Genomic DNA, 26,786 nt, shown 5'->3' with positions numbered 1-26,786 from the left:
ATCTTCACCTTCTATGAATCGCTTCATCCGGTCACCCATGCTGAATGAGTTAATCCAGTTTAGGCGATCAGCGCGTTTTCACACAAGCTCGACCCTGACCGGTCATTCGACCTTCTCGATAGCGGACCTCCATATAGTGTACGGACCGGATCAATGCGTCGCCAAAAAATGACCCGGTGCGTCAGGCAGACTGAGCTCAGGGCGTTCGTCAGGGCACTTCAACTACATTTATAGTTGACTTGCGAAACTGGCGTGCTAGCATGAACTAAACCTTTAGTAGATGGAGCCAACAGTGGAGATCACCCTGACCGACCGCGAGGCCGACGTCATGCAGATACTGTGGGAGCGGGGACCTTCCGTGGTGGCGGAGGTGCGCGTTGCGCTGCGCGACGAGCTCGCCTACACAACCGTGCTCACCATACTTCGCACGCTTGAGACCAAGGGTTACGTTTCGCACACCGAGGAAGGTCGAGGCCATCGGTACTTCTCGACAGTGAAGCAGCAGGCCGCCCGGAAGAGCGCGCTGCGTCATTTGACAAGCAAGCTTTTTAAGGGATCGACTGAGCTTTTATTCGCACAACTGGTCTCTGAAAGGAACTTGAAACCGGAACAGATTCGCCGCATGCGGGAGTTGCTGGATAAACACTCGGACGAGGAGAACTCTTGATGCTGACATGGATGGCGTATGCGATCTTGGTGTCATTGGTTCTTTCTATAGCCGCTCTTTGCGCCGAGCACTTAGCCCGCCGACGTAGGGCTGCAAGCCGTTGGTATTGGTTGATTGCAATCACTACTTCGTTGTTGATCCCGACTGCCATGTCGTCGATATCAATCAAAGTACCCCAAGTCTTCAGCCCTACGGTTTCGCAGAAGGTAGTCGCTCTCAGGCAGGTCACGTCTGCACATTTGTCTCCACTCACCTGGATCGACGTTACGATTGCTCCGTCCAGGCTGGAAACAATGGACGCAGTACTTAAGCGCGGATGGTGTGTCGCATCGCTTGCTTTGTCGTTTCTCCTTTTTGTAAGCGCGTTAAACCTGCATTTCAGAAAAAGAAAATGGGAGACAAGTACGGTCGCGGGAACGGCGGTTTATATTTCTGAAAACGTTGGACCGGCAGTCGTCGGCCTTATCCGGTCGCGCATCGTTGTTCCCACGTGGCTGACACACTCGTCCCTCGCCCAGCAGTCAGCGGTTATTTCACATGAAAAGTCACACATTGCGGCAGGCGACCCGCAACTACTGGCAATGTGCTTGTGCCTGATCGTGCTTATGCCGTGGAATCTGCCGATCTGGTGGCAGTTAAGACGACTTCGATGTGCCATCGAGATTGACTGCGACGCGCGAGTACTGAAGGGAGGGCAAGATTTCACGACTTACGGTGAGACTCTCATCGCCGTCGGCGAGCGCCAGTCGCGTTATATCGGGTCTGTCGCAGGTATGTCGGAATCGCGATCATTCCTGGAAAGACGGCTGCGCATCATGACTCACAAAGCTGTTAAGCCCAGATTGATAACCGCTGCATTTCTCGTATGCAGTTCAACCGCGCTCGTAGTTTTTGCAGCGCAAGTGAGCCCACCTGACATGACCCAGCCATCGGACGACCACCAATACATCCATCTCGCCCCCGACATCGTTGATCGCTTCGTTGGAACCTATAAGGCAAACGAATTCTCGGTGCTGAGGGTTACGCGGGATGGCGACCGTATCTTGACCACGTTCACCGGTGAAAGGACGATCGAGAATTTTCCGGAAAGTGCGACACAGATCTACGCTCCATCCGTCAAGGGCACGATCAGCTTCGATATTGACCAGCAAGGCCATGTAACGAGGGCGGTTCTGCATCAATTTGGAAACACGCTCGAAATGCAACCTATCGATCGAGCAAGCGCACAGCAGATCGAAGCCTTTGTCGCTGACAAGATCAAAACTCAGACGGCTACGCCGGGCAGCGAAGCGGCCCTCAGGAGCTTGATCGGAGGGCTTGTCGCCGGGAACCCCAACTATGCGGAACTGAGCCCGGCGCTGGCGAATGCGACGCGTGAGCAGCTTCCTCGCTTGAGAGAATCGCTAAATCGACTAGGCACACTGCAAACTCTGACGTTTATAGGTGTCGGCGGAAAAGGCTGGGACGTCTATCAGGCTCGCTTTGAACATGGATTCACGATCTGGCGGTTAGCCTTACTTAGCAACGGGATCATAGACGGAGCATTGGTGACTTCAGGTCCTTAAGGCGATACGAAAGGCCCGCAATTCAGTGCGACCCTTTTCGCAATTTCTGATCTAGCCGCACTGGAAGATGGGATTTCGGCCTCGGCGCACATCGAAGTAAATCCGCTCGGATGAGTGGTTTTGCAGAGTGCAGAGTCGTTCGACGCCTGCGTAGCGTAGCGGCTGGGTGAGCAGCCAACCGCGCGGCTAAAGGCTGTACTAAAGGCGCTCGGCGACTGAAAACCTATTTCAAACGCGATCTGGCTGATGTTCCGCGTACCCTTAAGCAGTTCGTCTTTAGCGATCGCGATACGCCAACGCTGCAGGTACTCGATAGGCCCTAAGCCCACCCTTTGACTGAACCGATGACTGAGTCCAGAGCGCGATATACCGCAAAGGCGCGCTAGCGAGGCGACGGTCCACGGCTCGGCGACCTGACCGTGTAACGTCGTCAAGGCACGCGCAACCACGGGGTCAGCCATTCCTGCGAGCAAGCCCGTCTGCATGGGGTTTAGCCGAAGCGCCTCGCTACGCAATATTTCCACGAAGATCAGCTCCATCAGTCGCTTGGTGACGAACTCGCTGCCTGGCCCGGGGGACCTTGATTCGCGTTCGTTCATCGAGAGTAGGGCGCGCAATTGGCTTGAGCCCGGATCGTTTGAAGAGATGCAGACAACCTGCGGCAGTAAATCGAGCAGCATGTCCTCATTCGCCATACCGAAAACAAAACGCCCTCCACGGAGAGTGACCGGGGAACCCGTGTCGTCACCGAGCGTCATGGCGGTGTGGCCAACAGTGGCCACGATTTCTTCGCTGTCTTGAGGCTCTACATCCGGGTTGGAAACAAGTGCGAAAGGGGTTGACGTTCTGATGAGCGCGAAATCCGCCTCTTTCAGACGAAGTGGTTGCATCTCTCGCCGTAGCAGGAGGCACTCTCCGCCCTGCACCCAACAGAACAGAACGTCGTCTCTTTGACGAAACGAAACGCCCCAACGTCCTGATGCATCGATGCGGGCCCAAAGAATCGCCTGCGGTTGGAGCAACCGAATCAGGTCGAGAAAGGGATCCATAAAAACTTTGGACGGGTGGTAAAGGAATTTGGTCTTTTTATTATATCCCGATCAACTGGAGCGGCTTATTGTGCCGCTTGTGGACGCGGTGAATCCACATTGACAGGTATAACTCAAAGGGATCGCTATGACAGACTCAAATCCGCAGGATCTTTTTACCGTCTACCAGGACGCATGGGCCGACATACCTCACGCTGACCGTGAGCGCTTGATTCGTTCGAGCGTGGCCGAGGAAATCATTTTTACGAGCCCCAACATTGAGGGGCAGGGAATCGCAAATCTACTGCACCATATCGAGGACTTTCAACGGAGGTTTCCAGGAGCTCACTTCCGCGCCAACTGGATTCTGGAACAGCACGGGCAACTGCTCGCCGAGTGGACAATGTTCAGCAAAGATGGCACGGAATTCTTGACCGCCCACAGCTATGCCCGATTCAATGACAAAGGGCACTTTACTCAACTGGCGGGATTCTGGAGGCTATGACGCTGGTGCGAGCCGGTCTCGCGCCGACCGACCCTGTCGCGATTCCAGGAAAAAACCCTTCACTGGCGGTCTCGTTTTTCAGGAAAACATCTGAACTTGCCTTGCGATTGGTCTGGACGGAAGGCCCTATATTGGGCGCAGGCGACGTTCGAGTGACCTTGCTCGCGCCGTGGATCGTGAATAACAGCGACGGACGCGCTCGCGTCGAGCACTGCGCCGACGTTATGGAAGGCTTCACCCTCGCGGCCGAGTTCCGGCACAAATCATGGTTTTCCGAAAAAGCGCGCGAGTCTACGCTTGCGATGGAGCGTGAACGCGGTTTCGTGAACGTCGTTGTGGACGAACCCAACACGACCGCGAATTCGATCCCGGCAGTCTGGGAGGTCACGAATCAGGGTCTCGCGCTCGTTCGGCTTCACGGGCGCAATCATGAAACGTGGAATATCAAGGGTGCTGCGTCGGCGTCATCTCGGTTCAACTATGACCATACCGACGATGAGCTAGGGGAGCTGGCAGGGCCGATCGGTGAAATTGCGAAACGCGTCGAGCGAACGCACGCCGTGTTCAACAACAACTATGAAGATCAGGGGCAGCGCAATGCCCGGGCCCACATGCATATTCTCGGACAGACCGCTATGCAACCCTGAGCTGGTAGGCCTGCCGTGCCCCCTCGCTTTCGGTCGAGTCAGTCGGAGTCCTCGGCGTTCTCTCTGGTCTACAATTCCTGCAATCTGCTTATAACCATCAATCCCATAGTGATTGCAGCCAAGATGACAGCGACCAAAAGGCCGGCTTTTCTTGTCGGCCACCTCGTCCGTCGGTTTCCGGAGTAATGCAGCCGTTCCAGGGGCAGCTTTCCCCTTTCGCTGAACGGCAGGTTGTGGCCGCATTCGGTTATATGCGCGCGGAATTCCACGCGACTGCATCCGGCCAAATACCCTCTGAACGTCTGCCAAAGAAGCACCCTTGGTGCTCCAAGGCACGACACTCGCCCTGTATTGGATGGACGGACGTGCTCGCGCGGGGAAGACGCGGTCAGTGGCAGGTCGACCGGATGCGAGAGGGAAGAAGCGGCAGAAGACGGTCCCCGTAACCTCTGCCACCGATCGTGCGATCGCAGCACGGTCTCTGAAAACACGACGCCCCGGCGCCTGCTTTACAGGAGGCCCGGGGCGTTTTCAATTGGCTCAAGTTATTGTGCGATGCGTTTGAAACTGGCGTAGTAATCCTCGGTGTAATAGCAGTCGCTGGTCTGCTTGCGCAGTTCACCACATACGATGCGGCGCTGCCCGCGATCCGCCGAGCCAGGCGTGCGAACCGTGTATGCGTGGTAGTAGCCGCGCGGGTGCTGCGGCAGCAATCCCGCGCTGTTGCGGAACAAGACGCCGTCCTCGCCAAAAGGGAAAGGGCCGCCCGCTTTGATCAGACGCAGTGTTTCGGCTGCCTCCCCCGGCAACTGCGCCTTGGTGATGGTGGCCGGCGCGCCCTGCGCGCCCGATGCGGCGGGTGTGCCACTCGCGGCCTGCCCAAGCTGAGCCGGCGCCTGACTCCCGGATGCACCTGATTCCTGAGTAGCGTTTCGCGATCCGTCCTTGCCGCATCCGCCGAGGATAGCGCTCAAGGCGAGGATGCAGGAGAAAGCCCAAGCTCGCTTCACAATACAGTCGTCTCCGGGTTGACCAGCATTCGACGATCACGAATGTTTTAAGGGTATCGCTAACGGCAGAGCGAATCAATGCTCGGCGGACATAGGAATTTTTTACTCGACAACCAGGCCGATAAGAGACCTCAATTTTCTACAAAGCGGCAGATCGGCATATCCGGGCTTATTTACCTTTCTGTCCGGATGCCGACGCGAGATACGTGCGAACCAGTTCGCGCATCTCAGCCAGGATCATGGCTTGCATCGCAGGCTCCTCGTTCGCGGTACTGATCACTCCCTTAAGCGTCTGGATCAGGACGACCGCCATGACCTTCGCCTTGGCCGGACTTATGCCGGGAACCGCCTTGCGCAGGATGTCCGCCACACCTGAGCGCATCACTTCGCGAAACCGCAGGCGTTCGTCAACGCTGCCACCACGCGCATCCACGAGAGCGATCGCAAAGCTGCGCTGCGACTGAAGCACGAGCACGAAGTCGACAAACGCATCGGCCACGCTTTCACGCGTCAAGTCGGCCACCTGCTGCGCCATCTCGGCAAGTCCATTCTTGACGTGAAGCGCGTAACGAAGCAGCAGCGCATCGGCGAGCGATTCCTTGGACGGGAAGAATCGATAGAGCGAGCCGATTGCGGTCCCCGATCGGGCCGCGATCTCCGTCATTGTCGCCGCGTCATAACCTTTTTCCGTGAACACTTGAACCCCGGCCTCCATGATCGCGGCGACGCGCAGCCGTCCCTTTTCCCTCTTGGGTTCGGAGCCGCGCGGGGCGTCTGGGACAGGTGTACGTGAGATCATTCCGGTGGACCGATATGCGAGTATTTGAGAGGGACTCCTTGCATACTAGCACAGCACAAAACTCGAGGACTATCCAATCAATTGGCTCCGTTTTTGGGCTTTAATCATCACCGTTGACATATGCGAGGGTGTTCTCTATTATTTTTTGAGAGGATATCCTCTCAAAAGTATGTTGCCATCATTTCGATGGGCTGATCGCTTTACCTCGCTGAACTTCGATGCCCGACGACCTTTGTTTATCTGTTGCCTTACGTTCGCATTCGCATGCGTCGCGGTGGCATAACACGCACCTCACTCGTCACGACCCATGAAATGCTTCACCGGCCTTCGGGGTGGATCGAGGGGTCAACGCCGCCTTCCGGTGGCGTGCGGCGGGATCGGCGCCGCGGCCGGCGCCGACCCGCTGATTGCTTATCTGGCGACAGGCCCTGGGGGGGCGGATTCGGTCGCGATCATCGCGGCGTCGAGCAACGTGAATGTCCGCTTCGTGATGGCCATGCAGATGGCGCGCTTCGTGGCCGTGCTGGCCATTGGCCCTGTCGCCGCGAGATTCCTTGCGCGGCGTGCAACCGCGAACGCGAACACAAATGCGAATGCCACCGGGCCAAAGGACAGTTGAGGTCTCGGCGCACTTATCAGCGATCAATGGCGTTTAATTTTCTTACCACCATCAAGGTGATCATATGCAGCATGTTTGGGTGTTTCTCGCCGGGGCGCTTCTATGCAATTGCGTCCCCCATCTGGCTTCCGGCCTGCAAGGGTTTTCTTTCCCCACTCCGTTTGCCCGGCCAAGAGGCGTTGGCAATTCTCCGCCGCTCGTCAACGTCGTTTGGGGATTTGCCAATCTGGCCATCGGCCTTCTGATCGCGGCTCACCACGCAAGCATGCCGGACATCGGTGTGGATGCCGCGACGGGACTTGCAGGAGGCCTCGCCATGGGGCTCTACCTGTCGTGTCATTTTGGCAAGGTTCAACGCAATAGAGGGCCGGACTGAAAGCGGCCCGCATCACGGGGAATCGAGGCGTCGTTATTCCTCGGCGGGGAATAGTGAGTGCGGAGCGGCTCCTCTATATCCCCGGTCCTCGCGTCGGGCTGAAGTTGATCCTTTGCGGACATCCGGCGCTCGGAGGACAATGCCCTTGCGAATCTCTTCCGAGGCTGCACAACATGGCTAAATTTCAGCCTGATGGATGGCATACCGTCACGCCACGAATCGTCGTACGGGATCCGGAAAACCTGATCACATTCATCAAGACGGTGTTTCAGGCACAGGGAGAATTCCGTCACGGGCTGCCGGCCGAAATCATGATCGGCGATTCTGTCGTGATGGTTAGCGGCGGAGACGGCCTTCGCGATCCGATGCCGGCATTTCTGTATGTCTACGTTGAGGATGCCGATTCGGCTTTTCAGCGAGCGATTGCGGCGAACGCGGTCTCGCTCGAAGTTCCGGCCGACATGCCCTACGGCGACAGGCGGGCGATGGTAAGAGATCCGTGGGGAAATACATGGCAAATTGCCACGCATCAGCGCGACCTCCCGGTTGCCGAGATCCGGTCAAGGTTGGCCAAAGACGGATAAGCCGCGGGACGTCAATGGCTGCTTCCCAAGGTACCAACGGTCACTCACAGCGCTGTGACCGCCGATTGCAATTGGATAAGCCCTTAAAAATTCGGACTCGGGGGAGCCATGAAATCTAGCGCAATTGCCATTCGCCACGATGCATGGGAATGGCGCCGCAACTTCCCGCCGGACAATCGCAAGATCATTTCAACCGGAAAGGATCTATGACAAATCCCTGGATCGGGCGCTGCCTTTGCGGCGCGGTGCAATACGAAGCTCGGGGCGCTTCACTCGCGCAACTCGTCTGTCATTGCCGAGACTGCCAGCGCGTTTCCGGCTCGGCAGGGTTACCTGTCATTGTAGTGAGAGCCGCAGATTTTTCATTCAAAGGCGACATCAGGCCTTATACGAAGATCGGCGGCAGCGGGACGCCAACCACGCGTAATTTCTGCCCTCATTGTGGCAGCTTGCTGTTTGGAACACCGCATCATGCGCCGGAAATCGTCACCATTTATGCCGGAACACTTGATAATCCTTCGCGGTTTAAGGCCGAATTCGTTCAATTCGCGTCTGAACGCTATCAGTTGGACGCCCACCAAGCAGAAATTCCCCAATATTTGGGCAGAGCTCCGTGACCAGTAAAGTCAAAGATGTCGGCTTTCCGAAGGGGGATTGCCCCAATCATTCTGCAGGCCATTCTGATAAGTAACCGGCGCACTCACCGCTTCGTCGACGTTAAGTTCGTCGAGGCACATGATGTTCACATTGATATAAGGGTATCCCGTTCCGTTTGGTGTATCCACGCGATCAAATACGTGAACACCGCACCCTTTGCAAAACGGGTGATGAGCTACCGGGTTTTTTCCCTGATATTCCGTAAGTGCAGTTTCACCGGAAAGAAGACTGAAGTCTTCCCGACGAACCTGAACGTGCCAGAATCGCAGCATGCTGCAGAAACTGCAATTGCATTTCAACGTACCATTCTCGAAATCAATCCGAGCTTCAAACCTCACTAGTTGGCAGTGGCAACCTCCAAGATATGTGCGCAGCATTGGGCTCTCCCATGTTTATGGATACACTCAGCACGATTTTTGAGTTTATCAGGCTGATCGCACGGATTGAAATTTGGCTTTTCCACACTTTGTAAAAAGAATCAATTCAGGGATGTCGATTTAGCGCCGTCTCGAACGTCTGGCAGGTGAACGCCGGGATTGCGTATCCGGCACTTAACGAGACATCCGGCAAAGGAAAAATCACCATGACTTCTCAACTGATCCCCGTTATCACAGTCTTTGAACGGTCGCCCGATTGCGGCAGGGGACTGGCGCGTGACATGCGTGTTCGCTGGGCGCTTGAAGAAGTGGGCCAACCTTACGAGGTTCGTCTTGTTTCGTTCAGAACAATGAAGGAACCCGCGCATCGGGCGCTTCATCCTTTTGGGCAGATTCCGACCTATGAAGAAGACGCTCTTGTCCTGTTCGAGTCGGGGGCGATCGTCTTCCATATCGCAGAGCGCCATGCAGGCCTGCTTCCTGACGATGCGAATGCCCGGGCACGCGCGGTCACATGGATGTTTGCCGCGCTCAACACGGTTGAGCCGCCGATCCTTGATCTCCAGACCACCAAGTTCCTGGAGGGCGGCAGGAGCTGGTACGAGCAGCGCCTGCCTATCGTCGAGGATAGGATCCGTGACCGGCTGGGCGAGCTTTCCGATCGCCTCGGCAACACCGACTGGCTCGACGGTGCGTTCAGCGCGGGTGACCTGATGATGGTGGCGGTGCTGATCAGGTTGAAAGCATCGGGTCTGCTGGACGAATACTCGAACCTCTCCGCCTATGTTGCCCGCGGCGAAGCGCGGCCCGCCTACAAGCGTGCTTTCGACGCTCAATTGGCGCTTTTCACTGGCAAGCCACCGGCCGGCGAATGAAGGTCAGTTCTGCGCTCAAAGCCGTCATTTGGCCTCGCCACGGCCTGTGCGGATACTTCGCGGTAATTGCGGCGTGGACACGCATTTCCACCGCACATCGAGCCTTGCGAAATTAAACGTCGGCTAAGCGGACGTCGCGCAATCTCGAATCACGTTGATGAATGCGCGCAATCCTGGGTCAGGCCAGCCGTAGAGTGCTCTTCGATTGATGCGGACTGCGAATTTATTGGCTTGATTTACATCAGCCGCGTTCGGCGGCCAGTATCTGCATTTGCTATGAGACTGGTGCCAGCAAGGTCAAAAGCTTGCGCATGGCGGCCGGTATCGGTGCGATTACAGGCACGCTGAAGCGGTGTGCAAGTCCTATGGCTGCCTGCCCGAGCGGCCCGCCGCCGATCACGACCACCTGCGCGCCGTCCTGCTCGATGCATGCCGCCACCGCACCCGCGAGCGATGCCTCGAGACGTTGCGGATCGGCCGCGAGCGTTTGTGGCTCCTCGCTTGTCAGCCGGATGCCTGTGTAGAGATGGCCGAGGCCAAGCGCGTGGACACCCTCGTCGATCGGCTGGACAAGGTCCGGCGTTACCGTTGCAATGCCGAATCGCCTGCCGCCCTGCGCCGCCTCAAGAATCGAAGACTCGAATATGCCGACGATTGGCACGTCCGTAAGAGAGCGTAGCAGGTTGATTCCTGGATCGCCGAACGCGCTGACCACGATCCCTGAAACCACACCCTTGTGCCGCTTCCAGCTCTCGACGACTTCGCTGCCCGCTGCCAGCAGGCGGTCTGCATCGAGGATCATGGGTACGCCGCGCGCGGCGGTCTCGCCGCTCACCGTAATGCCAGCGGGCGCGCAGGATTGGGCGATCGAAACCATCATCATGGTTGTTTCGATAGAAGTGTTCGGGTTCAGAAGCAGGATGTCGCGCATATCGTTGTTTTAGAAAAGCTTAGCCGCTAGCGGTTGCGGTGCCTTGCGGCAGGTTGGCAAGGTCAGCGGATTCGTCAAGCTTGCGGCCATAAGTTTCAGGCGCGAGTTGGATGCAGGCGGTAAAGATCGCGTACATCACGGCGATCAGGCTAAATACACCCGCTACGCCCTGGAGGTCAAACAGACGGCCTGAGACGAGTGGCATGAGCGCGCCCGCCGTCGTGCCAAGCGCAAGGATGAACGAGGTGCCGAATGCGCGCACCCGAGTCGGGAACAGTTCGGGCGCATAAATCCAGATTGTCGTGTTGAGGAGGAGCACGAAGAATTGAAACAGCGCGCCACATGCCAGAATCAGGAAAATGCTGTTCGCCAGGAATCCAAAGGCCAGCGCCGCGAGACACGCGAGCACGGCGCCGACAGTCAGCACACGCTTTCTCGGCAAGTGGTAGCCGAGCAGCGACGCCGCGAGCGCCCCGCACAAGCTTCCACCCTGCATGATCAGTGTGAAAACGAGACTGCGCGTGATGGTGTAGCCTTGTGCAACAAGAATCGTCGGCATAAGCGTGAGCACGGAGATTTGCGCGCCATATGTCATCCAGATAGCGATGCCGACGGAAATCGTGCGCCGCGCGAGACGGCCGCCGAAAATGTCGAGCACGTTGACCTTTCCCGGGGTTGCGGAATCCTCCGCGTCCTCGGACACGTATATCGTGACGCTCGCATTTTTGCCCGCCAGCTTCCCGGAGGCGAGTTTGCTCAGCACGACATTCGTTTCGTGCAACTTTCCTTTCGAGAGAAGGAAGCGCGGCGTTTCAGGAATGATGTGGCGATAAAACGCGGCGAGGATCGCGGGTGCCACAAGGCACGCGAACAACCAGCGCCATCCATCCGGGCCCGGAAATATGGCGAACACCGCAAGCCCGAATGCAGGCGCAAGGAAATTGCCCAGGCCACCCGCGCCCACATTGACAAGTCCGACCGCCGTGCCCCGGAACTTTTGCGAGCAGAACTCGGCCAACATGGTGACGGCAATCGCTACTTCGCCGCCGAGACCGAAACCAACAATCGCACGCCCTGCACACAGTACAAAGAAAGTAGGTGCCGACGCGCAGATGACAGCGCCGAGCGTGAATAGCAGCAGATCGGCGGTCAGCATCATGCGCCGCCCGAACCGATCCGCGACATATCCCGACACCAGCCGGCCAAGTGCCGCTGCCGCGAACGTGACAGTGTTCAGTAGGCCGATGTCGGTCGCGGTGAGGCCCCAGTGGGTGCGCAGCATCGGCGCGATCAGTCCAATCGAGTTTTGTTCGAAGCTGTCAAACAGGCAGCCAATCAGGATCAGCAGAATGATGGTCTTGTGGGCAGAGGTGACACCAATATCGTCGAGCGCGCGGTCAAGCTGTGCGGAGCTTGCAGAGTTGGAAGACGTGGTACTCGGTATTCCCGCCATGATCGCCTCTTTCGGATGATGACGAAAGCGCGTGTCGCCTCGTCTGTGAGGCGATACTATGATTTCATTTTTAGATAATCAAGAAATTATTATTTCATTTCGAACTGTCGTAAGTGATTGTTTGTACGACTATTTTGTCTCTGCACTGAAGTTGTCCGTGACAGCGCAGCATTCGCACCGCGACCGTGCGCGACGTAGGCTCCATAGCGCACTTATCACCGTTTCAAAGCATCCTGCAATCAAAAATGCGCCGTCACGGTGCAATGATGGTTTCTCTTTTTCGCAACACATGAAATTCAGATTTCATGTGCAAATGGCTCAAAGTTCGCCCATATGATCGTGTGCGGCTTCGATCGCACTAAGCCGTTTGCGGCCGCGATTGCCGGCGTGTTCCAGCACTTTGGTCGCGAGCAGGCCGCATAGACCGAGCACGGCGACGTGATTGTCGAGCGCCCCGGGTGCGGCGGTGTCGCAATTGATTGACCACGTCGCGCCTCGATGCTCGGGTGCTTGCTGGTCGGTAATATAGAGCGTCTTCACGCCGGTGGCGCCGGCGTAATCGAGAATCGCATCGGTTTGTGGCACCCGGCGACGCAGTCCGAACACGACCACAAAGTCGCGCGGCTCGATGCTTGCGAGATGTTCGCCAACGGTCTCGCCAGGACCGGGTAGCGCGACAGCGCGCTCGCAGACCTGGAGGATCTGCCATCGGAAATAGCTCGCGAAAGGCTGGCTGCTGCGAAAGCCGAAGATGAATACCTGCCGCGCTTCTACGATAGCCTTCGCGATCTCGTCCACCAGCCCATTTGAAAGGCGTCCGAAGGTGCCCTTCAGGTTCTGCGCGCCTTGATTGGCGTGTGCCTCAACGGCGTTGGCGTTGGCCGCCTTCGACGCGCCCGAGAGCAGCAGTGCGGCCCCGGCCTGCTTTTCATCGCGAACGTGGCGCCGGGCTTCCTCGTAAGTGGGATAACCAAGACGCCGGACAAACCGGCTTACCGTTGCCTTGGATACGTTCGCGAGATCCGCGAGTTCTGCGCCCGTGTAGCTGGAGAGATCGCCGGGAAAGTCGAGGACGAATTCCGCCAGGCGCCGCTCGGTGGCCGGCAACTCGTTCAGTTGTGACCGGATCCGCCCCACGAAGGATCGCGTCGCAGCTTGCATGGTGGATCTCTCTATTGGATTGCGTTATGTACGATCGACGCGGCGCGCGTTAGGCACGATGTCGAATTATATCTGCGATGTTTGCCGCAAAGACTATCGGCCGCCATTGAGCGGTCCGGGTCGCGTAGAACGCGACCCGGGGTGAGCATTCCACCGGCTCCATGGCGATCGTTTGCTTTTTTCGTTCGGCTCCTCCTCCGATGCCCGAGAGGCATGCCCCCCTGCATACAAGGTCTTTGCCGCACCTTTCACCGAAACCTATAGTCGTTGCACGCCCACGGATCAAAGTGGCGCCATGAGGAAGTTCGTGGATTCGATTGCAGAAACCCTCACGGGCAAAGACAACCGTCAACTATCAGGCGGATTGGTGACGCGGTGAAACGCTCACGGAAACTTTAGGAAATCATATGTCCAAGTTGGCTCAAAAAGTGGTACTCGTTACGGGTGGTTCACGTGGTATCGGTGCGGCAATCACGAAACGTCTTGCGGCGGATGGCGCGAGCGTGGCGTTTACCTACGCGAAGGATGCGAGCGCGGCGTCGGCCGTGGTCAAGGCGATTGAACTCAATGGCGGAAAGGCGATTGCGATACAGGCGGACGCGACTGACGTCGAAGCTGTCGAAGCCGCGATCGAAAAAACCTTTGCGACCTTCGGTCGGCTGGATGTGCTGGTGAACAATGCCGGCACGGCCATTCCGAAACCGTTCGAAGACACGACGCTGGAGGAGATGGATAGAGTGATCGACATCAACATCCGTGGCGTATTCGCTGCGACCAAGGCTGCGCTGAAGCGCCTGAGTGATGGTGGCCGCATCATCATGATCGGTTCGGCGGTGGGTGAGCGCGCCATTGCGCCAGGGCTGGTGCCCTACGCAGCCACGAAAGCAGCTGTCAGGATGTTCACCCAGGCACTGTCCAGAGAGTTGGGAAGCCGCGGCATCACGGTCAACAACGTCCAGCCGGGTCCTATCGATACAGACCTGAATCCCGCCTCAGGCGATTGGGCCGTGCCGCAGAAGGCCGCCACAGCACTCGGCCGCTATGGGCGCCCTGAGGAGATCGCCGCAATGGTAGCGTTCATCGCCAGCCCGGAGGCCTCGTACATTACCGGGGCGAATCTTACGGTGGATGGCGGGATGAATGCCTGAGCTCGGGCATATACCCGGCCTGCGGATTTGAAGAGGGGTGACGTCGTTGCGACGCGACGGGGAGTCGATGAGCTAACGGAGTCGGCTCTCCATTAACGACCTGTACAGTCAGCAGGCCGCGCCGATGTTCGCAGGCGCGGCCCATCTCTGGCTCGCTTATCGCCAGACATGATTGCGCAGGGCGGTGGAATATCAATTCGGTATGCTGATTGAGTGGTTACGTCAATCAAGCGAATCTCGATTGCCACATCCAGGCAATGCGTACGCCAGAGGTTCAGCCTTAAAGCGAAAACGCTATGCAGATATGTCCTGTTGACCCACGGTGGCAGGGATCGCGACGCGCTGTAGCACAGTCATCGGACCGAGCCTTTTAATGACTTGCATCTGCGCTGCGTCACGCACGAAGAGTGATCCGGCATACCCCAGCGCGTTCACTGAAATGCCCTCGACGCATTCCGAATACCTGGGTACGAGCAGCATCCATCGACGGGTGACAAGCAGGTTGTACGGCGCCGACTGATGCAATTCGCCATTCATCTCTATCGCTCGCAGGCCAGTAGCTTCGAGTAATGCGTGGTAGCAATCGAACGCGGCGTGTGCTGCTTGCAGAGAGGCCGCAGGAGGCAGTTCCAGGCGAGCGAACGCGTGCAGAAAAGGCAAGCGGGGGACCGTGCCGATCGGACCTTGCATATCCTCAGGCCTGAGAACAGATTCAATGGGGAGCGGCGGACCTGATGCTCCGAGCGGCAGTGGCACGATCTGCAGATGCTTGTGGCGCTGACTCGCGCCGGATTCCGCTCCGCCATTGTAAAAGCCGAGGCCGTCGAACTCGGCCATGCAGGCGGTCAATGCAACAAAGTCCGCGAACTCGAGCAGCGCTTCCTGAGGTTTGAAGCAACGGGTGATGATCAGGAGATGATGGTCGATGACGTTGAACTTGTTGAGCAAGGCGACATGAGTGTCCGAGAGATCGGCCACAAAGAGATCGGGGTCGTAAGGAAGGAACGGATTCACCGTGCTGCACGCCCCCGCCTCGACCTTGCGCGCCTGCCGGGCTTCCTCCTTGCGCACAAGGCTGGAAACCTGGCGGACGAGAAAGCGTATGCCGCGTTCTTCGAGCACCGTCTGGATCGTCTCGATTGGCCGCAGTGCACCACAACGCAACGCATGCTCGGTCTGATGCAGGATGGCCGGCCACAGCGTACCGGGTTGCAGACTTGAATGTTCCATGGTTCCATGGTTCTATGGTTCGATCAGCGCGCGGGTCGCGCGAGGAGGGCGTCCGTACCTACATTTTGTAACCGATAGCACGCAACAGATCCTTGCGCCATTGAACGTCCTCCTCGTTTTCCACGCCCAGCGGTGAGAACCCGTCAACCACACCCAGGACGCCGCGCCCCTGGTCTGTCTCGGCAACCAGAACCTGCGTGGGATTCGCCGTCGCACAGATGATCCGGCATACCTCCGGCACGGCTTTTATCGCGTTCAGAACATTGACGGGGTAAAAGCCATCGCCGAGAAAAATCACGAAGCTGTGGCCCGCACCGATAGCCATGGCGTTCTGGCAAGCCAACTCGATCAGGTCGGCGTCGGTGCCGGACTGGCGCACAAGGCGCTTACCTGACGCTTCGCAAAAGGCCAAACCAAACTTGATACCCGGTACGGTACCGACCATTGTCTCGTGCAGATCTTCGACAGACTTGATGAAGTGGCTTTGCCCCAGGATGAAGTTCGTCTCCTCGGGTTTGACGATTGTTACCGTAAGCACTTGCATATCAGACCTCGCTCTGTACCGCCAGGAACACTGGGGGAGAAGCGGTTTTCGCCAGCAGACGGGTATGGGTTCATCACGTTTCGCCGGACGGCGACCGCCTTGGCCATGATCCAAGCCTAGTACGAACCGCAGGCGCGTGCCTGTGCATTTCCTGCACTAGAATGGATTTTCATAGTGCCGGACAGGGCTGATGAGTCGTATCAGGCCGGCCAGGTGGATTCGTGTCGGAGAAGTGCAAATGCCAACGTACCAATATCGTTGCGAGAAGTGCGGCCATTTGTTCGAGCACGCTGAACATCTCGCTGAACATAAGAGTGCCCATCCTAGTTGCCCTAAGTGCGGGAGCGAGACGTCTCAGCACGCACCGACGCCATTTATTGCCAGGACGTCAAAAAAGAGCTGAGGTTTTGCCTCGCATCAATTCGCCCATGGAGCAGATGACTAATTGCCGGTGCGGGTTTGTCGCGTCAGCGCGGGAGGGCAGAACTCGCGGTTCACATAAGTCGTTTCAGCTGTCCGGGCGACGCTCGCCACCCAGTCGCAGAGCCACGCGGAGCGTTGCGACTTCCTTGAAGCCCTGAGCAAGCTCGTTAGGACAGCCTATGAGGCGAAGTCCCCGTCCATCGTCAGCACGGGTTATCGAATCTCAGGGAATGGTTTTTGCTCGCACTCTCGCTTTTTATGTTCGCGGTGACTTGCCATCCAAGCGCCTCCGAGAACGGGCGCGGTTCCTGTTTTGCTCGCCCTACTTCCATATTGCCTACAAAAAATGAACAGCTTTGATACGGCTATCGAGACATTCCTTACAAAACTGAACTTCGGTTTCGTATTTAACCATGCAATAAAAGCCCTCACAGATCTGTACACGTTCAAGGGCCTGGTGCTCATCCCCGTTTTGTGGTGGATATGGTTCCAACCTGGCGAGCGTCGCGAACGGCAGCGCGAAATGGTCATTGCAACGATCGTGAGCAGCCTGTTGGCACTCGCCACTGGAAGACTTCTCGCTGATTTGTTGCCATTCCGGGTGCGTCCTCTCTACGACCCCAACCTGCACCTGCACTTTGCATCCGGCTCGTTACCGGACGCCATGCTGCCGACGTGGAGTTCGTTTCCGAGCGATCACGCAATGCTCTGGATGTCGGTCGCGGCGGGCATCTTTATTGTCTGGCGCCGAGTTGGTGTGCTGGCTCTCCTATACACCGCGATCTTCATTTGCGTTCCGCGTGCTTATCTCGGCTTTCACTACCCGACCGACTTGCTCGCGGGGGCCGCGATCGGGATCGCCATTACCTACGTCATGACGCGCGACTCCGTTAGAACGCGTTATGCAACTCAATTGTTGCGATGGATTGAACGCTACCCGGGACCGTCTTCGATGCTGGCGTTCGTCCTGTGTCTCGAGTTGATCACGCAGTTCGACGAACTACGGAAGTTGGTGAGTTCCATTTCCAAGCATCTGTGATTCGTTTCATCCCCGCAATATCACCTGGCCCCCTCCGGAACAACGTTGGCCGCGTTGGACCTGTCACGGATCCGGATCGCCGAGACTGGCTGCACGCAACCGGTCGAAATCCAGAATGGCGATTTCCCCGGACTTCAGGCTCAATATGCGTTGGTTTTCGAGGTTCTTGAGCAACTGATTCGTGGTCTGCCGCGAAAGCGACACCATTGAAGCCAGGCTGTCTTGCGAGACCCTTATCCTGCTCTGCGAGGCGTTGAGACCGCCATAACCTCCAGCGATCATCAGCAAACGATTCGCCACGCGCTGTGCCGCGGGCAACAGGGTCATCGCCTCGGCGTTCTCGAACGAAACGCGAAGTCTTTGTGTCATCAATAACGCAAAGTCTCGCCAATAACGCGGCGTGGAATCGAGCAGACCCTGTAGCGCGGGCTCGGGCACATGCAGCAAAAGCGTCCTGCTGACGGCAGCGACGTCGTTCGGACGTGGCAGGCCATCGAACAGCGAGATTTCCCCTATCCATGCAGTCGGTCCGAGCACCGCGAGCAACGCCTCCTTCCCGTCCTTCCCTACCGTGCCTATAGCGAGTGCGCCGCCCAGCACGGCGTACAGGCCATAAGACCGGTCGCCGCGCCGATACAGGAATTGGCCCTTCTCCAGCGTGATCAGGGTGGCATGGCTAACGAGGTAGTCCCGCAATTCGACGGGCAGGCCCCGGAACCACGGAGTCGTTTCGAGTTGTGACCGGTAGCGGTGCAGACTGGATTCCATTGGCGTGCCGACTTGTCGGGTATCTGACAGATTTTAAGCGGGGTCGCGAGCATTATGTGGACTCGCATCGGACGACGCCATGACTTTGGCCCTTGATGCACCTGCTGCGTCGCCGCGACCCAATGAGCGATTTCCCAGGGCGTTGTCTCAGGTTATTCCATTGTTTGAATCATCGAATAAGGAGTGTCGACGTGGCCTCATCTGCTCTCAGTCTGAAGAACGACGTATCCCCGGCCGAATGGGAAGCGCGAGTCAATCTCGCGGCCGCGTACCGTCTCACAGCGCTGTTTGGGTGGGACGATCTGGTGTTTACCCACATCTCGGCGCGCGTGCCCGGTCCCGAACATCATTTCCTGATCAACCCGTACGGCATGATGTTTGACGAAATCACGGCGTCTTCGCTGGTCAAGATCGACCTCGACGGCCGCAAGGTTTCCGAATCGCCGTATGACGTCAACCCGGCCGGCTTCACGATCCATAGCGCCGTGCATGCAGCACGCGAAGACGCCCATTGCGTGATGCACACTCACTCGGTCAACGGTGTGGCTGTGTCGGCGCAGGAAGCGGGGTTGCTGCCACTCTCCCAGCAGTCACTGGGTGTGCTGGCGTCGCTCGGCTATCACGACTACGAGGGCATCGCACTCAATGAAGGCGAGAAGCCTCGTCTCGTTCAGGACCTCGGCAGCAATTCGTATCTGATGCTGCGCAACCACGGTCTGCTGACGGTCGGCGCTTCGGCTGCGGACGCCTTTGTCGCGATGTACTTCTTTGAAGCGTCCTGCATGATTCAGGTGCGTGCCCAGGCAGGTGGAGGAAAGCTGACTCCGATCCCGCAGTCGATTCTCTCCGGCATCAAGGAACAGATTCGTCAGGTCACGAGCGGTGGTGCCGGGAAGCTTGTGTGGCCCGGGCTGCTGCGTCGGCTCGATCGCCGTAATCCCGGCTATGCCGACTAGCGCGGTCCGTTCGCACGATGCACTGCGGATGGATGGCATGTGCTGAGCGAACGGTGTAAGCGTCATCGGCCGCGTTTGCTGATTCAACGCATCGCGGACGGAATTGAGTAGGTTACCTGAGAACCTGTATGGCAAAGATATGTATCTACGGCGCCGGCTCTATTGGTTGCTATGTTGGCGGGAGGCTTCTTGCCGGGGGCAGCGACGTCAGTTTCATTGGGCGGGCGCGCATGGCCGGTCAGTTGCGCGATCAAGGCGTCACGCTCTCGCGGCATGACGATAGCCGCTGGCATGTGCCGCCGGAGCGGGTCAACGTGTCAACAGACGCAGCCACCGCCGCCGCAGCCGATCTCGTGCTCGTCACCGTCAAGTCTGCCGCGACATCCGCGGCCGCCGCAGAACTGGCGAACGTGCTTCGCCCCGGCACGATTGTCGTGAGTTTCCAGAACGGCGTTGGCAATGCGGACGTGCTGCGCGTCGCGCTGCCGCAGCACACAGTGCTGGAAGGGATGGTGCCGTTCAATGTCGTCGAACGCGGTCCTGGCGCATTTCATCAAGGCTCGGCAGGCGAGCTGGAGATCAGGCATACGGCGGCCATGCAGCCGTTCATCGACGAGTTCAGCAAAGCGGGTCTGCCGCTGATCCAGCACCTCAACATGTTGCCGGTACAGTGGGCGAAGCTGTTGCTCAACCTCAACAATGCAGTCAACGCGTTGGCGAACCGGCCTTTGAAGGAGGAACTCTCGCAACGGGCCTACCGGATCTGCCTTGGCATGGCGCAGAAAGAAGCGCTTGCGCTTCTTAAGCGGGCCGGCATACGACCCGCCAGGGTGACGCCGCTTCCGGCCACCTGGATACCGCGTGTTCTCGGTGTACCTGATGCGTTGTTTGAACGGCTGGGCCGCACGATGCTGACGATCGATCCGCTCGCGCGCTCGTCGATGTCCGACGACCTGGCGATGGGACGCGCCACGGAAATCGACTGGATCAACGGCGAGGTCGTGCGCCTTGCTCAACGCCTCGGGCAAACGGCACCGGTGAACGAGCGGCTATGCGAACTCGTGCGGGAAGCGGAGCGAGCCTGCGTGCGCCCTTCATGGTCGGGCGAAGCACTGCTGGCTGAGCTACGGGCTGCAGCGGGATCATGAGCATCGGCGAACAATCTCAAGATCCTTGACGGGTTCTTCGGAATAGTGTCCGTCATGGGCGTCGATGTGATACACGTGAACGTCAAACGGTATACCGAATCTGACCGTTACTTCATAGTTTTCACCCGCGCGCGGCGTAAAACGAAATGCGGTATCGAACTGATCGTAGCCCGGGGACCTCACCCGCAAGGTCAGCAAATGATCCGCCTGCATCCTGAGTTCGAAATAGCTTCTGTCGATATATTTTTTATTAATCGGCATTCCTAATCGAGGCTGCTGCCGATGCGAAGGGATCAGAACTATTGATGTGTCGTTCTTGGGCGGAACGTCAGCAACACCGATTGGGTCACCACCCGCCGGATCACTCGGCAGGTAGCACCCCGGCAACGGAGGCGGTTGATACAGGTGGAACCCTCCCTCGTTGATCTCGCGAAACCGTATCTGCGCGGTCGGCACACCAGGAGGCGGCATGTAGTTCGTCGTGACGCATCCGGTCACGAGGCTGCAGGCGGCAAATACCGACGAGCTAGCCAACAGAGTTTTTATTTGCATTTTTCCTTTCATTGCGGCGACACCTGCTGCTTGACCTCGATCTTGCCGCCATAAGCATTCGGGATCGCCCACAGTTTCCCGGTTTGAGCCGACAGGACCATACGATCGGCTTCCGAGGAAGCCGAATATACGATGAAGAATCGCGCGTTCCTTGGAACAGGGAAGTAACCTTGTTTGTACCCGCCGTCGAGGAACGTCGACCCGTTTGTGCTTTTGAATGACTCGACGTTGCTGACCATATGCTTGTCGGCGTCGAGGAACATGACGAACGGCTGTAGCACCGTTGCAAGCGGCAGCCACGAACTTGAAAACCATGTGCGTACGCGCAAAACGGTCGCTCTTGGCTGTTGCTCTATCGAGAACGCGGTATACACGCCAAGCCCGTCCGGGAATCGGGCAACCGCTGATGTATTTGCATCGAAGTCGATGGTTTTCGCTTCATTTGATGCAAGTGGCTGATAAGACATCTCGGCGTAACTCTTCACGCCAACCCGCGATTCAGGCAATGGCGTTGCAACAAGCTGCCGTGTTGCGCAGCCGCTTAACGCTATGCATGTCAGGCCGATACAAATCCCGCACCGGACCACTTCTTCAATGCTGCCTCCGTAAGTCAATTGGAAACTGATTTTCCTGATTACGGCAGACGGGGGCATATCTTGAGTAAAGCGGGATCTAGGTGACCGAAAACCGGATTGACAAAGATCACTTGCACAGCCATTGAGTCTGAGTATATGATTCATATACGTTTCATATATGGAGGATGGCATGGGCATTGTGAATATCGACGACGATCTGCACGATCAAATACGCAAGGCGAGCGCAGTGTCGTGTCGGTCGATCAACGCGCAAGCGGCCTTCTGGATCAAGATTGGCATGCTGTGCGAAATGAATCCGACGCAGAGTTTCAATGAGATCATGGCTCGGGAACTGCGAGCCGCGGGCGTTGTGGAGCAAGCCGTCAAGGTGGCTTCCCTATGACCAAGCGACCAGAAGAAATCGCATTGCTCGCGGAGTCAGGCAAGTTGCTGGCGGATGTGTTTGGCTATCTGGACCGGCTGGACATGACCGGCATGTCGACCATGCAGATCAACGATCTGGTCGACAGCCTCATCGTGAATGAACTCGACGCACGTCCGGCAAGCAAAGGGCAGTACGGGTATGCCTACGCGCTTAACGCCTCCCGCAACAATGTGGTTTGCCACGGTGTTCCATCCACGGTCGATATATTGCAAAGCGGGGATATCGTTAATTTCGATATCACGTTGGAGAAAAATGGCTATATCGCCGACTCCAGCAAAACCTATCTCATTGGTGAGGTGTCACCGCCGGCTAAACGGCTTGTGCAAGTGACCTACGAAGCTATGTGGAAAGGAATCAAGGCCGTTCGTCCCGGCGCCAGACTTGGCGATGTGGGGCATGCCATCGAACGGCACGCCCGGAGCAACGACTATTCGGTCGTAAGGGAATATTGCGGACATGGCATTGGGCGTGAAATGCACGAGGATCCCCAGGTGCTGCATTGGGGAAAGCCGAAAACGGGTCTGGTGCTGCGGGAAGGAATGGTGTTCACCATCGAACCGATGATTAACCAGGGGCGGCATGCCGTCCGGACCGAAGAAGATGGCTGGACGGTCGTCACGGGCGATGGGCAACTGTCCGCGCAATTTGAGCACACCGTAGCCGTGACCCGAAACGGCGTGCGGGTCCTGACGTTGCGCCCCGAGGAAAAGATGCTGAACTGACGGGCCGTCCGGAGGTGACCCGCCGACTATTGCGACGGTGCCGGATTGAACGGCGTCCACGTCAGTCCTGTGAGACACGGCGACCCCATTGGCTCGACAGGAAAAACCCAAGCCAGTTCGCGGTACCGTACGAACCCTTCAGGCCCGCTGCAGAATATCCACGGCCTTTTCGGCGTCGGCCAGCGAGTCGACCGCGAGATAGGCAATGAACTGTGTGCCGAGTACAGCGGCGGATACCCCGCGTAGGTTGATCCCGCCGTCTGCCAGCATCTGGCTCAACTGCGCGATGATCCCCGACTGGTCCAGACCCATTACGCGGACGGAGTGAAGACTCGGGGTGACGCTGAATCCCACCTGTGTCGCGGCACGGATTTCCCTCTCCCCCTGCAGCGGCGCGACAAACACCACGCCCTTGCCCGGCGCCTCCGGCGTGCGACGCGCGACGACAAACTGCAAGTCTGCGGCAGCATCGCGCAAGGCGCTTAATACTTGCGCCAGGCCGCCCGCTTTGTCCTCGATAGTCGCTGCCCAAACATCGACGTGTTCTACGCTCAGTTCCATGACAGTCCCTCCCGCCTGAAGCCTCTCCTACTAAAATCTACTTCACCAACTGCACGCGGGCAAGGCCGGCCGCGTAAGCAACATCTGGACGAGGGCAACCGCCCCGAACTTCCCGGCAAAACCATCAAGCGCGGGTCGCTGCGATCGAGGTGCGCGGCCGCACCGTTGCCATGATCAGGTACATGCCGCCGCCGATCACCACTCCGAAGAACCAGCCATAGGTATTCCACCAGGCCGGCAGCAGGTTAGTGAAGTTGGGCAGGAAGGTCGAAAACACGCTGCCGACCGCCGCGGAGACCAACGCGTTGATGTTCCAGCCGCCTTCGTAGCGGTACTCGCCGTGCTCCTCGTATAGGGCCGCGACGTTGATGTTGCCCTTGGCCACCAGGTAGTAGTCCACCAGGATGATCCCCAGCAGCGGGCCCATCGTGGCGCCTATGGCGTTGACGAAGTGCGCGGCGTTGCCTTCCCACGGAGCGAACGGGTAGAGCACCAGCGCGATCGCCGCGGCGATATAGCCGCCTTTCTTGAAGCTGATCAGTTTGGGAAACGTGTTGGAGATGTCGAACGCCGCCGAGACGAAATTGGCCACCACGTTGATGCCCAGCGTGGCTACGGCGAAAGTCAACGCCGCGATAAGCGCCAGCACCCAGCTGTCGAACTTGGCCGAGATCTGTTCGGGGTGGAGCAGCACTTCGCCGTACACCTTGAAGGCGGCGATGGTGGTGACACCGGCGACCAGCGAGAACGCGATCAGGTTGACCGGCAGGCCCCACAGGTTTCCTTTCTTCACTGCGCTGCGGTTTTTCGCGTAGCGCGAGAAGTCGCAAAAATTCAGGTATAGCGCCGCGAAGTAGGTGATCCAGGTCGCGCCCACTGCCATCAGCGCCCAGAACGAGCCGGGCTCGCCGTTGACGCCGGCGTCCCTGGTCTTGTCGAGCAGCACGGTCATTGGAATGCCGCTGGTGAAAGAAAAGCCGCCTGCCTTGACGCACAGGCCGATCGCCAGGATCAGCATGGCGACCCATACCGCGGGTCCGGCCCAGTCCTGGAATTTACGCACCGTCTCCATGCCCTTCTGGATGATGAGCAACTGCAGCGCCCAGATGATCACGTAGCAGATCACCTCCAGCCCCGAGTGGCCCAGGAAGTGCGTGCCCTTGTAGAACGTCATCAGGCTGTCGTTGCGGACCAGCAGCGCGACCATTGCGCCCGCGGCGGCTGCCGTCTGCGCGCCGTACCAGAAGCAGGCCACCACGGCGCGTACCAGCGCCGCCAGGTTCGCCCCCCACACGCCGAAGGAGGCGCGCGCCAGCACGGGGTACGGCACACCGGTTTTCTCGCCGGCGTAGCCAATCAGGTTCATCAGCGCGAAGATCACCAGCGAGCCGATCCCGATCGCCAGCACGAAGTTGATAAAGCTGCCGCAAAGCAGGAACAGGCTGGCGGCGAGGTAGTAGCCCCAGAGGCTGTGCACGTCCGAGGTCCAGACGTTGAAGATGCTGAAAGCGCCCCAGTTGCGCTCCCGGGCGGGCGCGAGATCTTCGTTGTAGAGGCCGGGGGAAGGGTTGCGGATCTCCATCTGTCATCTCCTTTCAGTTCGTGGAACTGCGGAAACACCGCCGGACGCCCCTATGCAGAAATGCCCCGCGTCTGAAGCAAGCTGGTATGCAAGAACTGTAGGTACTTTGCCGCTTAGTTTCGAATGGGTTAACCCTAATGGAGATGCGCGAGAGCACAAACGGGTGCAAGCCGGCCCGCAAGAGACAGACGCCGCGCTCCAGAACAGACGCTCGATCAACAAGCTTGTGGGACACAGGCCGAAGACGGACCCGTCCAGATGTTTACTCGAGTCTTTGGGAAAGCAGGATAGCGCGGATCTTCCGAGGCAAATAATTCATCGCATCCTCAGATATAACCGCGCATCAAGTCGGTCGAGGCGCACCGGCTAGCACCAACGTTCGAGGTGCGAAGCACTGGCGGGGAATCGCTCTTCGCTTGATGTTCGCGCTAATCGACTGCCGAATGGCAGACCGCCTCGATGTTATGTCCATCGGGATCGAGAATGAAAGCACCATAGTAGTTGGGATGATAGTGGGATCGGACACCGGGTGGTCCGTTATCCGCGCCACCAGCCGCAAGCGCTGCTTGATGGAATTGGTCCACGGTAGCTCTGTCTGGAGCTGTGAAGGCGACATGAACGCCAGTCTGCGGCATGTCTCGATGACCTATCCAAAAAAACGCTTTTGGTTTGACGCCGTAGCCTGCGACCGTTTCGCCCTCGGCGTAGAGGCGTTCGATGCCAAGAGGAAGAAGGGCGAGATCGTAGAAGCGTCTTGACCGTTCCACGTTACTGACCCCGATGGTGATGTGGTCTAGCATCTCTCACTCCGAAGATTTTCCAAGTCGAATTTTGGCACGATAATCCTGGGAAGGCTGGTGTTTCCAGCGTGCCATATCACCTCCATTCCTTCTCTTGCGGTACGACGGCATGCCGCACAAGGGCGCATTGGAGGAGAGTGACAGCGTCACGTCCCGGGCTTCATCATCTTCACCAACTGATTGAGCATGAATTGCGGAGCGACCCGGCTCATCAGCTTCAGCACATTGCTAAGGCCTGGCCGGATTTCCAGCTTATTTGCTTCAATCCCGGTGATGGCATGCCTGGCCAGCTCCCTGACGTCCATGCCCTTTTGCCCCTGCATTTCCTGCGTGAACTCGCCTCTAAGCAAGGGCGTCTCGACCGCAGGAGGGGCGAGTTCAACTACGGTGACTCCGGTTCCAGCAAGCTGCACGCGCAGGGATTGCGTGAATGAGTGAATGGCCGCCTTGGTTGCACAATAGACTGGCGAAATGGGAAAAGGAATAAAGGCCAGGCCGGACGACACGTTGACAATGAGAGCGTCCTTGCGCGTTTTGAGGTGCGGCAGGAACTGTTGAACCATACGCACGGGTCCACTCAAATTGATCTCTATTTCGCGGGTCACGTCACTCAGGTCACGGTCGTGATTCAGATTCAGGTTACGCATGATCCCGGCGTTGTTGATCAGCATGTCGAGCCTGGGAAACTGCGCGAGCACATGGTCGTACAGCGAAGCGATGGCTGCCGGATTGCTGACGTCGCTCTCGAAGACGTGGATAGCGGGCAGCGCTTGCCTGACAGCATCGAGCTTCACCGGATCCCGGCCAGTGACAATGACGGTGTTCCCTCGCTTGAGAAGTTGCGTAGCCAACTCCAGGCCGATCCCGCTCGTTCCTCCTGTAATCAGGACAGTCTTTTGGTCCAGCTTCATCAGCGGCTCCTTGGCTCTCGTGGATCGTTGCCATGGATCGGGTTCGCTTTGGTTGGCCGCGCTATAGCTGCCTTCCATCGACCCGTCACACAGTGCCGACGAGTATAGAATTTCCACTCTCTAACCGA

32 protein-coding genes are annotated in these 26,786 nt (G+C 57.9%); 16 read left to right on the top strand and 16 right to left on the bottom strand.

All coding sequences use genetic code 11. The annotated features are described in order from the left end of the window. Nucleotides 1–292: 292 nt before the first annotated feature. Both ABH944_RS34715 and ABH944_RS34710 read left to right on the top strand, forming a co-directional pair. The gene (locus ABH944_RS34715; RefSeq protein ID WP_404611914.1) at nt 293–667 is read left to right on the top strand and encodes a BlaI/MecI/CopY family transcriptional regulator; all 375 of its coding nucleotides are present in this window, start codon (nt 293–295) and stop codon (nt 665–667) included. Continuing rightward, nucleotides 667–2,232: a M56 family metallopeptidase gene (locus ABH944_RS34710; protein ID WP_404611916.1), complete on the top strand. Its 1,566-nt coding sequence runs from the start codon at nt 667–669 to the stop codon at nt 2,230–2,232. Before ABH944_RS34715 ends, ABH944_RS34710 begins: the two co-directional genes overlap by 1 nt. On the opposite strand, the gene ABH944_RS34705 is transcribed toward ABH944_RS34710, so the two are convergent. Further along, complete coding sequence (locus ABH944_RS34705) at nt 2,229–3,281, bottom strand: AraC family transcriptional regulator (protein WP_404611918.1); 1,053 nt, start codon at nt 3,279–3,281, stop codon at nt 2,229–2,231. The genes ABH944_RS34710 and ABH944_RS34705 overlap by 4 nt on opposite strands. Nucleotides 3,282–3,408: 127 nt before the next feature. On the opposite strand from ABH944_RS34705, the gene ABH944_RS34700 reads away from it, so the two are divergent. Both ABH944_RS34700 and ABH944_RS34695 read left to right on the top strand, forming a co-directional pair. Next, nucleotides 3,409–3,765 carry a nuclear transport factor 2 family protein gene (locus ABH944_RS34700; RefSeq protein WP_404611920.1) on the top strand — a complete coding sequence of 119 codons (357 nt, stop codon included), beginning with the start codon at nt 3,409–3,411 and terminating at the stop codon, nt 3,763–3,765. Beyond that, on the top strand, nt 3,762–4,412 hold the full coding sequence (locus ABH944_RS34695) for a DUF72 domain-containing protein (RefSeq protein ID WP_404659632.1): 651 nt from the start codon (nt 3,762–3,764) through the stop codon (nt 4,410–4,412). Before ABH944_RS34700 ends, ABH944_RS34695 begins: the two co-directional genes overlap by 4 nt. 545 nt (nt 4,413–4,957) lie before the next feature. Here ABH944_RS34695 and ABH944_RS34690 read toward each other — a convergent pair. Together ABH944_RS34690 and ABH944_RS34685 are read right to left on the bottom strand one after the other, a co-directional pair. Beyond that, complete coding sequence (locus tag ABH944_RS34690; protein WP_404611924.1) at nt 4,958–5,422, bottom strand: ribonuclease; 465 nt, start codon at nt 5,420–5,422, stop codon at nt 4,958–4,960. Nucleotides 5,423–5,591: 169 nt separating this feature from the next. Continuing rightward, nucleotides 5,592–6,221: a TetR/AcrR family transcriptional regulator gene (locus ABH944_RS34685; RefSeq protein ID WP_404611926.1), complete on the bottom strand. Its 630-nt coding sequence runs from the start codon at nt 6,219–6,221 to the stop codon at nt 5,592–5,594. Between the two features lie 307 nt (nt 6,222–6,528). On the opposite strand from ABH944_RS34685, the gene ABH944_RS34680 reads away from it, so the two are divergent. From ABH944_RS34680 to ABH944_RS34665, 4 genes are all read left to right on the top strand, one after another. After that, nucleotides 6,529–6,840, top strand: coding sequence for an AbrB family transcriptional regulator (locus tag ABH944_RS34680; protein ID WP_404611928.1), 312 nt, complete (start codon nt 6,529–6,531; stop codon nt 6,838–6,840). A 64-nt stretch (nt 6,841–6,904) separates the two neighbouring features. Beyond that, nucleotides 6,905–7,216, top strand: a complete 312-nt coding sequence (locus tag ABH944_RS34675; protein WP_404611930.1) for a hypothetical protein — start codon at nt 6,905–6,907, stop codon at nt 7,214–7,216. A gap of 53 nt (nt 7,217–7,269) precedes the next feature. Beyond that, nucleotides 7,270–7,800, top strand: a complete 531-nt coding sequence (locus ABH944_RS34670) for a VOC family protein (RefSeq protein ID WP_404611932.1) — start codon at nt 7,270–7,272, stop codon at nt 7,798–7,800. 206 nt (nt 7,801–8,006) lie between these two features. Beyond that, nucleotides 8,007–8,417: a GFA family protein gene (locus tag ABH944_RS34665; RefSeq protein ID WP_404611934.1), complete on the top strand. Its 411-nt coding sequence runs from the start codon at nt 8,007–8,009 to the stop codon at nt 8,415–8,417. Nucleotides 8,418–8,426: 9 nt separating this feature from the next. Here the strand turns inward: ABH944_RS34665 and ABH944_RS34660 are convergent, their stop codons facing one another. Then, nucleotides 8,427–8,834 (bottom strand): GFA family protein, encoded by a 408-nt coding sequence (locus ABH944_RS34660; RefSeq protein ID WP_404611936.1) that lies wholly within the window; start codon nt 8,832–8,834, stop codon nt 8,427–8,429. Between the two features lie 206 nt (nt 8,835–9,040). Between ABH944_RS34660 and ABH944_RS34655 the strand changes: the two genes are divergently transcribed. Then, the gene (locus ABH944_RS34655; RefSeq protein ID WP_404612127.1) at nt 9,041–9,709 is read left to right on the top strand and encodes a glutathione S-transferase family protein; all 669 of its coding nucleotides are present in this window, start codon (nt 9,041–9,043) and stop codon (nt 9,707–9,709) included. Between the two features lie 274 nt (nt 9,710–9,983). Here the strand turns inward: ABH944_RS34655 and ABH944_RS34650 are convergent, their stop codons facing one another. The 3 genes from ABH944_RS34650 to ABH944_RS34640 form a co-directional block, all read right to left on the bottom strand. Beyond that, nucleotides 9,984–10,640, bottom strand: coding sequence for an aspartate/glutamate racemase family protein (locus tag ABH944_RS34650; protein ID WP_404611938.1), 657 nt, complete (start codon nt 10,638–10,640; stop codon nt 9,984–9,986). A 19-nt stretch (nt 10,641–10,659) separates the two neighbouring features. Then, nucleotides 10,660–12,093 carry an MFS transporter gene (locus ABH944_RS34645; protein ID WP_404611940.1) on the bottom strand — a complete coding sequence of 478 codons (1,434 nt, stop codon included), beginning with the start codon at nt 12,091–12,093 and terminating at the stop codon, nt 10,660–10,662. Between the two features lie 318 nt (nt 12,094–12,411). After that, the gene (locus tag ABH944_RS34640) at nt 12,412–13,254 is read right to left on the bottom strand and encodes a MurR/RpiR family transcriptional regulator (RefSeq protein WP_404611942.1); all 843 of its coding nucleotides are present in this window, start codon (nt 13,252–13,254) and stop codon (nt 12,412–12,414) included. Nucleotides 13,255–13,661: 407 nt separating this feature from the next. Here ABH944_RS34640 and ABH944_RS34635 point away from each other — a divergent pair, with 407 nt between their 5' ends. Beyond that, nucleotides 13,662–14,402 carry an SDR family NAD(P)-dependent oxidoreductase gene (locus tag ABH944_RS34635; RefSeq protein ID WP_404611944.1) on the top strand — a complete coding sequence of 247 codons (741 nt, stop codon included), beginning with the start codon at nt 13,662–13,664 and terminating at the stop codon, nt 14,400–14,402. Nucleotides 14,403–14,696: 294 nt separating this feature from the next. On the opposite strand, the gene ABH944_RS34630 is transcribed toward ABH944_RS34635, so the two are convergent. Then, nucleotides 14,697–15,632, bottom strand: coding sequence for an ATP adenylyltransferase family protein (locus ABH944_RS34630; RefSeq protein WP_404611946.1), 936 nt, complete (start codon nt 15,630–15,632; stop codon nt 14,697–14,699). Nucleotides 15,633–15,690: 58 nt separating this feature from the next. Next, complete coding sequence (locus ABH944_RS34625; protein WP_404611948.1) at nt 15,691–16,176, bottom strand: adenosine-specific kinase; 486 nt, start codon at nt 16,174–16,176, stop codon at nt 15,691–15,693. Between the two features lie 238 nt (nt 16,177–16,414). On the opposite strand from ABH944_RS34625, the gene ABH944_RS34620 reads away from it, so the two are divergent. Together ABH944_RS34620 and ABH944_RS34615 are read left to right on the top strand one after the other, a co-directional pair. Then, the gene (locus ABH944_RS34620) at nt 16,415–16,579 is read left to right on the top strand and encodes an FmdB family zinc ribbon protein (protein ID WP_404611950.1); all 165 of its coding nucleotides are present in this window, start codon (nt 16,415–16,417) and stop codon (nt 16,577–16,579) included. Between the two features lie 366 nt (nt 16,580–16,945). Then, nucleotides 16,946–17,638 (top strand): phosphatase PAP2 family protein, encoded by a 693-nt coding sequence (locus ABH944_RS34615; RefSeq protein WP_404611952.1) that lies wholly within the window; start codon nt 16,946–16,948, stop codon nt 17,636–17,638. 63 nt (nt 17,639–17,701) lie between these two features. Here ABH944_RS34615 and ABH944_RS34610 read toward each other — a convergent pair whose 3' ends face one another. Further along, the gene (locus tag ABH944_RS34610; protein WP_404611954.1) at nt 17,702–18,406 is read right to left on the bottom strand and encodes a Crp/Fnr family transcriptional regulator; all 705 of its coding nucleotides are present in this window, start codon (nt 18,404–18,406) and stop codon (nt 17,702–17,704) included. Between the two features lie 191 nt (nt 18,407–18,597). On the opposite strand from ABH944_RS34610, the gene ABH944_RS34605 reads away from it, so the two are divergent. Beyond that, nucleotides 18,598–19,362 (top strand): class II aldolase/adducin family protein, encoded by a 765-nt coding sequence (locus ABH944_RS34605; protein ID WP_404611956.1) that lies wholly within the window; start codon nt 18,598–18,600, stop codon nt 19,360–19,362. Nucleotides 19,363–19,490: 128 nt separating this feature from the next. After that, nucleotides 19,491–20,510, top strand: coding sequence for a 2-dehydropantoate 2-reductase (locus ABH944_RS34600; protein ID WP_404611958.1), 1,020 nt, complete (start codon nt 19,491–19,493; stop codon nt 20,508–20,510). Here ABH944_RS34600 and ABH944_RS34595 read toward each other — a convergent pair. Together ABH944_RS34595 and ABH944_RS34590 are read right to left on the bottom strand one after the other, a co-directional pair. Continuing rightward, nucleotides 20,505–21,074, bottom strand: coding sequence for a hypothetical protein (locus tag ABH944_RS34595; RefSeq protein WP_404611959.1), 570 nt, complete (start codon nt 21,072–21,074; stop codon nt 20,505–20,507). The two genes, ABH944_RS34600 and ABH944_RS34595, sit on opposite strands and share 6 nt — an antisense overlap. Then, entirely contained in the window at nt 21,071–21,802 is a 732-nt protein-coding gene (locus ABH944_RS34590) for a hypothetical protein (protein ID WP_404611961.1), read from the bottom strand. Before ABH944_RS34590 ends, ABH944_RS34595 begins: the two co-directional genes overlap by 4 nt. A gap of 25 nt (nt 21,803–21,827) precedes the next feature. On the opposite strand from ABH944_RS34590, the gene ABH944_RS34585 reads away from it, so the two are divergent. Then, nucleotides 21,828–22,040: a ParD-like family protein gene (locus ABH944_RS34585; RefSeq protein WP_404611963.1), complete on the top strand. Its 213-nt coding sequence runs from the start codon at nt 21,828–21,830 to the stop codon at nt 22,038–22,040. Continuing rightward, the gene (map, locus tag ABH944_RS34580; RefSeq protein WP_404611964.1) at nt 22,037–22,804 is read left to right on the top strand and encodes a type I methionyl aminopeptidase; all 768 of its coding nucleotides are present in this window, start codon (nt 22,037–22,039) and stop codon (nt 22,802–22,804) included. Before ABH944_RS34585 ends, map begins: the two co-directional genes overlap by 4 nt. A gap of 138 nt (nt 22,805–22,942) precedes the next feature. On the opposite strand, the gene ABH944_RS34575 is transcribed toward map, so the two are convergent. The 4 genes from ABH944_RS34575 to ABH944_RS34560 form a co-directional block, all read right to left on the bottom strand. Then, the gene (locus ABH944_RS34575) at nt 22,943–23,365 is read right to left on the bottom strand and encodes an ACT domain-containing protein (RefSeq protein WP_062092661.1); all 423 of its coding nucleotides are present in this window, start codon (nt 23,363–23,365) and stop codon (nt 22,943–22,945) included. A gap of 124 nt (nt 23,366–23,489) precedes the next feature. Further along, entirely contained in the window at nt 23,490–24,947 is a 1,458-nt protein-coding gene (locus ABH944_RS34570) for an NCS1 family nucleobase:cation symporter-1 (RefSeq protein WP_404611967.1), read from the bottom strand. A gap of 428 nt (nt 24,948–25,375) precedes the next feature. Continuing rightward, nucleotides 25,376–25,747: a VOC family protein gene (locus tag ABH944_RS34565; RefSeq protein WP_404611968.1), complete on the bottom strand. Its 372-nt coding sequence runs from the start codon at nt 25,745–25,747 to the stop codon at nt 25,376–25,378. 146 nt (nt 25,748–25,893) lie between these two features. Next, nucleotides 25,894–26,658 carry an SDR family oxidoreductase gene (locus ABH944_RS34560; RefSeq protein WP_404611970.1) on the bottom strand — a complete coding sequence of 255 codons (765 nt, stop codon included), beginning with the start codon at nt 26,656–26,658 and terminating at the stop codon, nt 25,894–25,896. Between the last annotated feature and the right edge of the window lie 128 nt (nt 26,659–26,786).

It is taken from the genome of Caballeronia udeis (genome assembly GCF_044909315.1).
Taxonomy (GTDB): Bacteria; Pseudomonadota; Gammaproteobacteria; order Burkholderiales; family Burkholderiaceae; genus Caballeronia; species Caballeronia udeis_A.
This window is presented reverse-complemented; position numbering and strand designations above follow the sequence as displayed.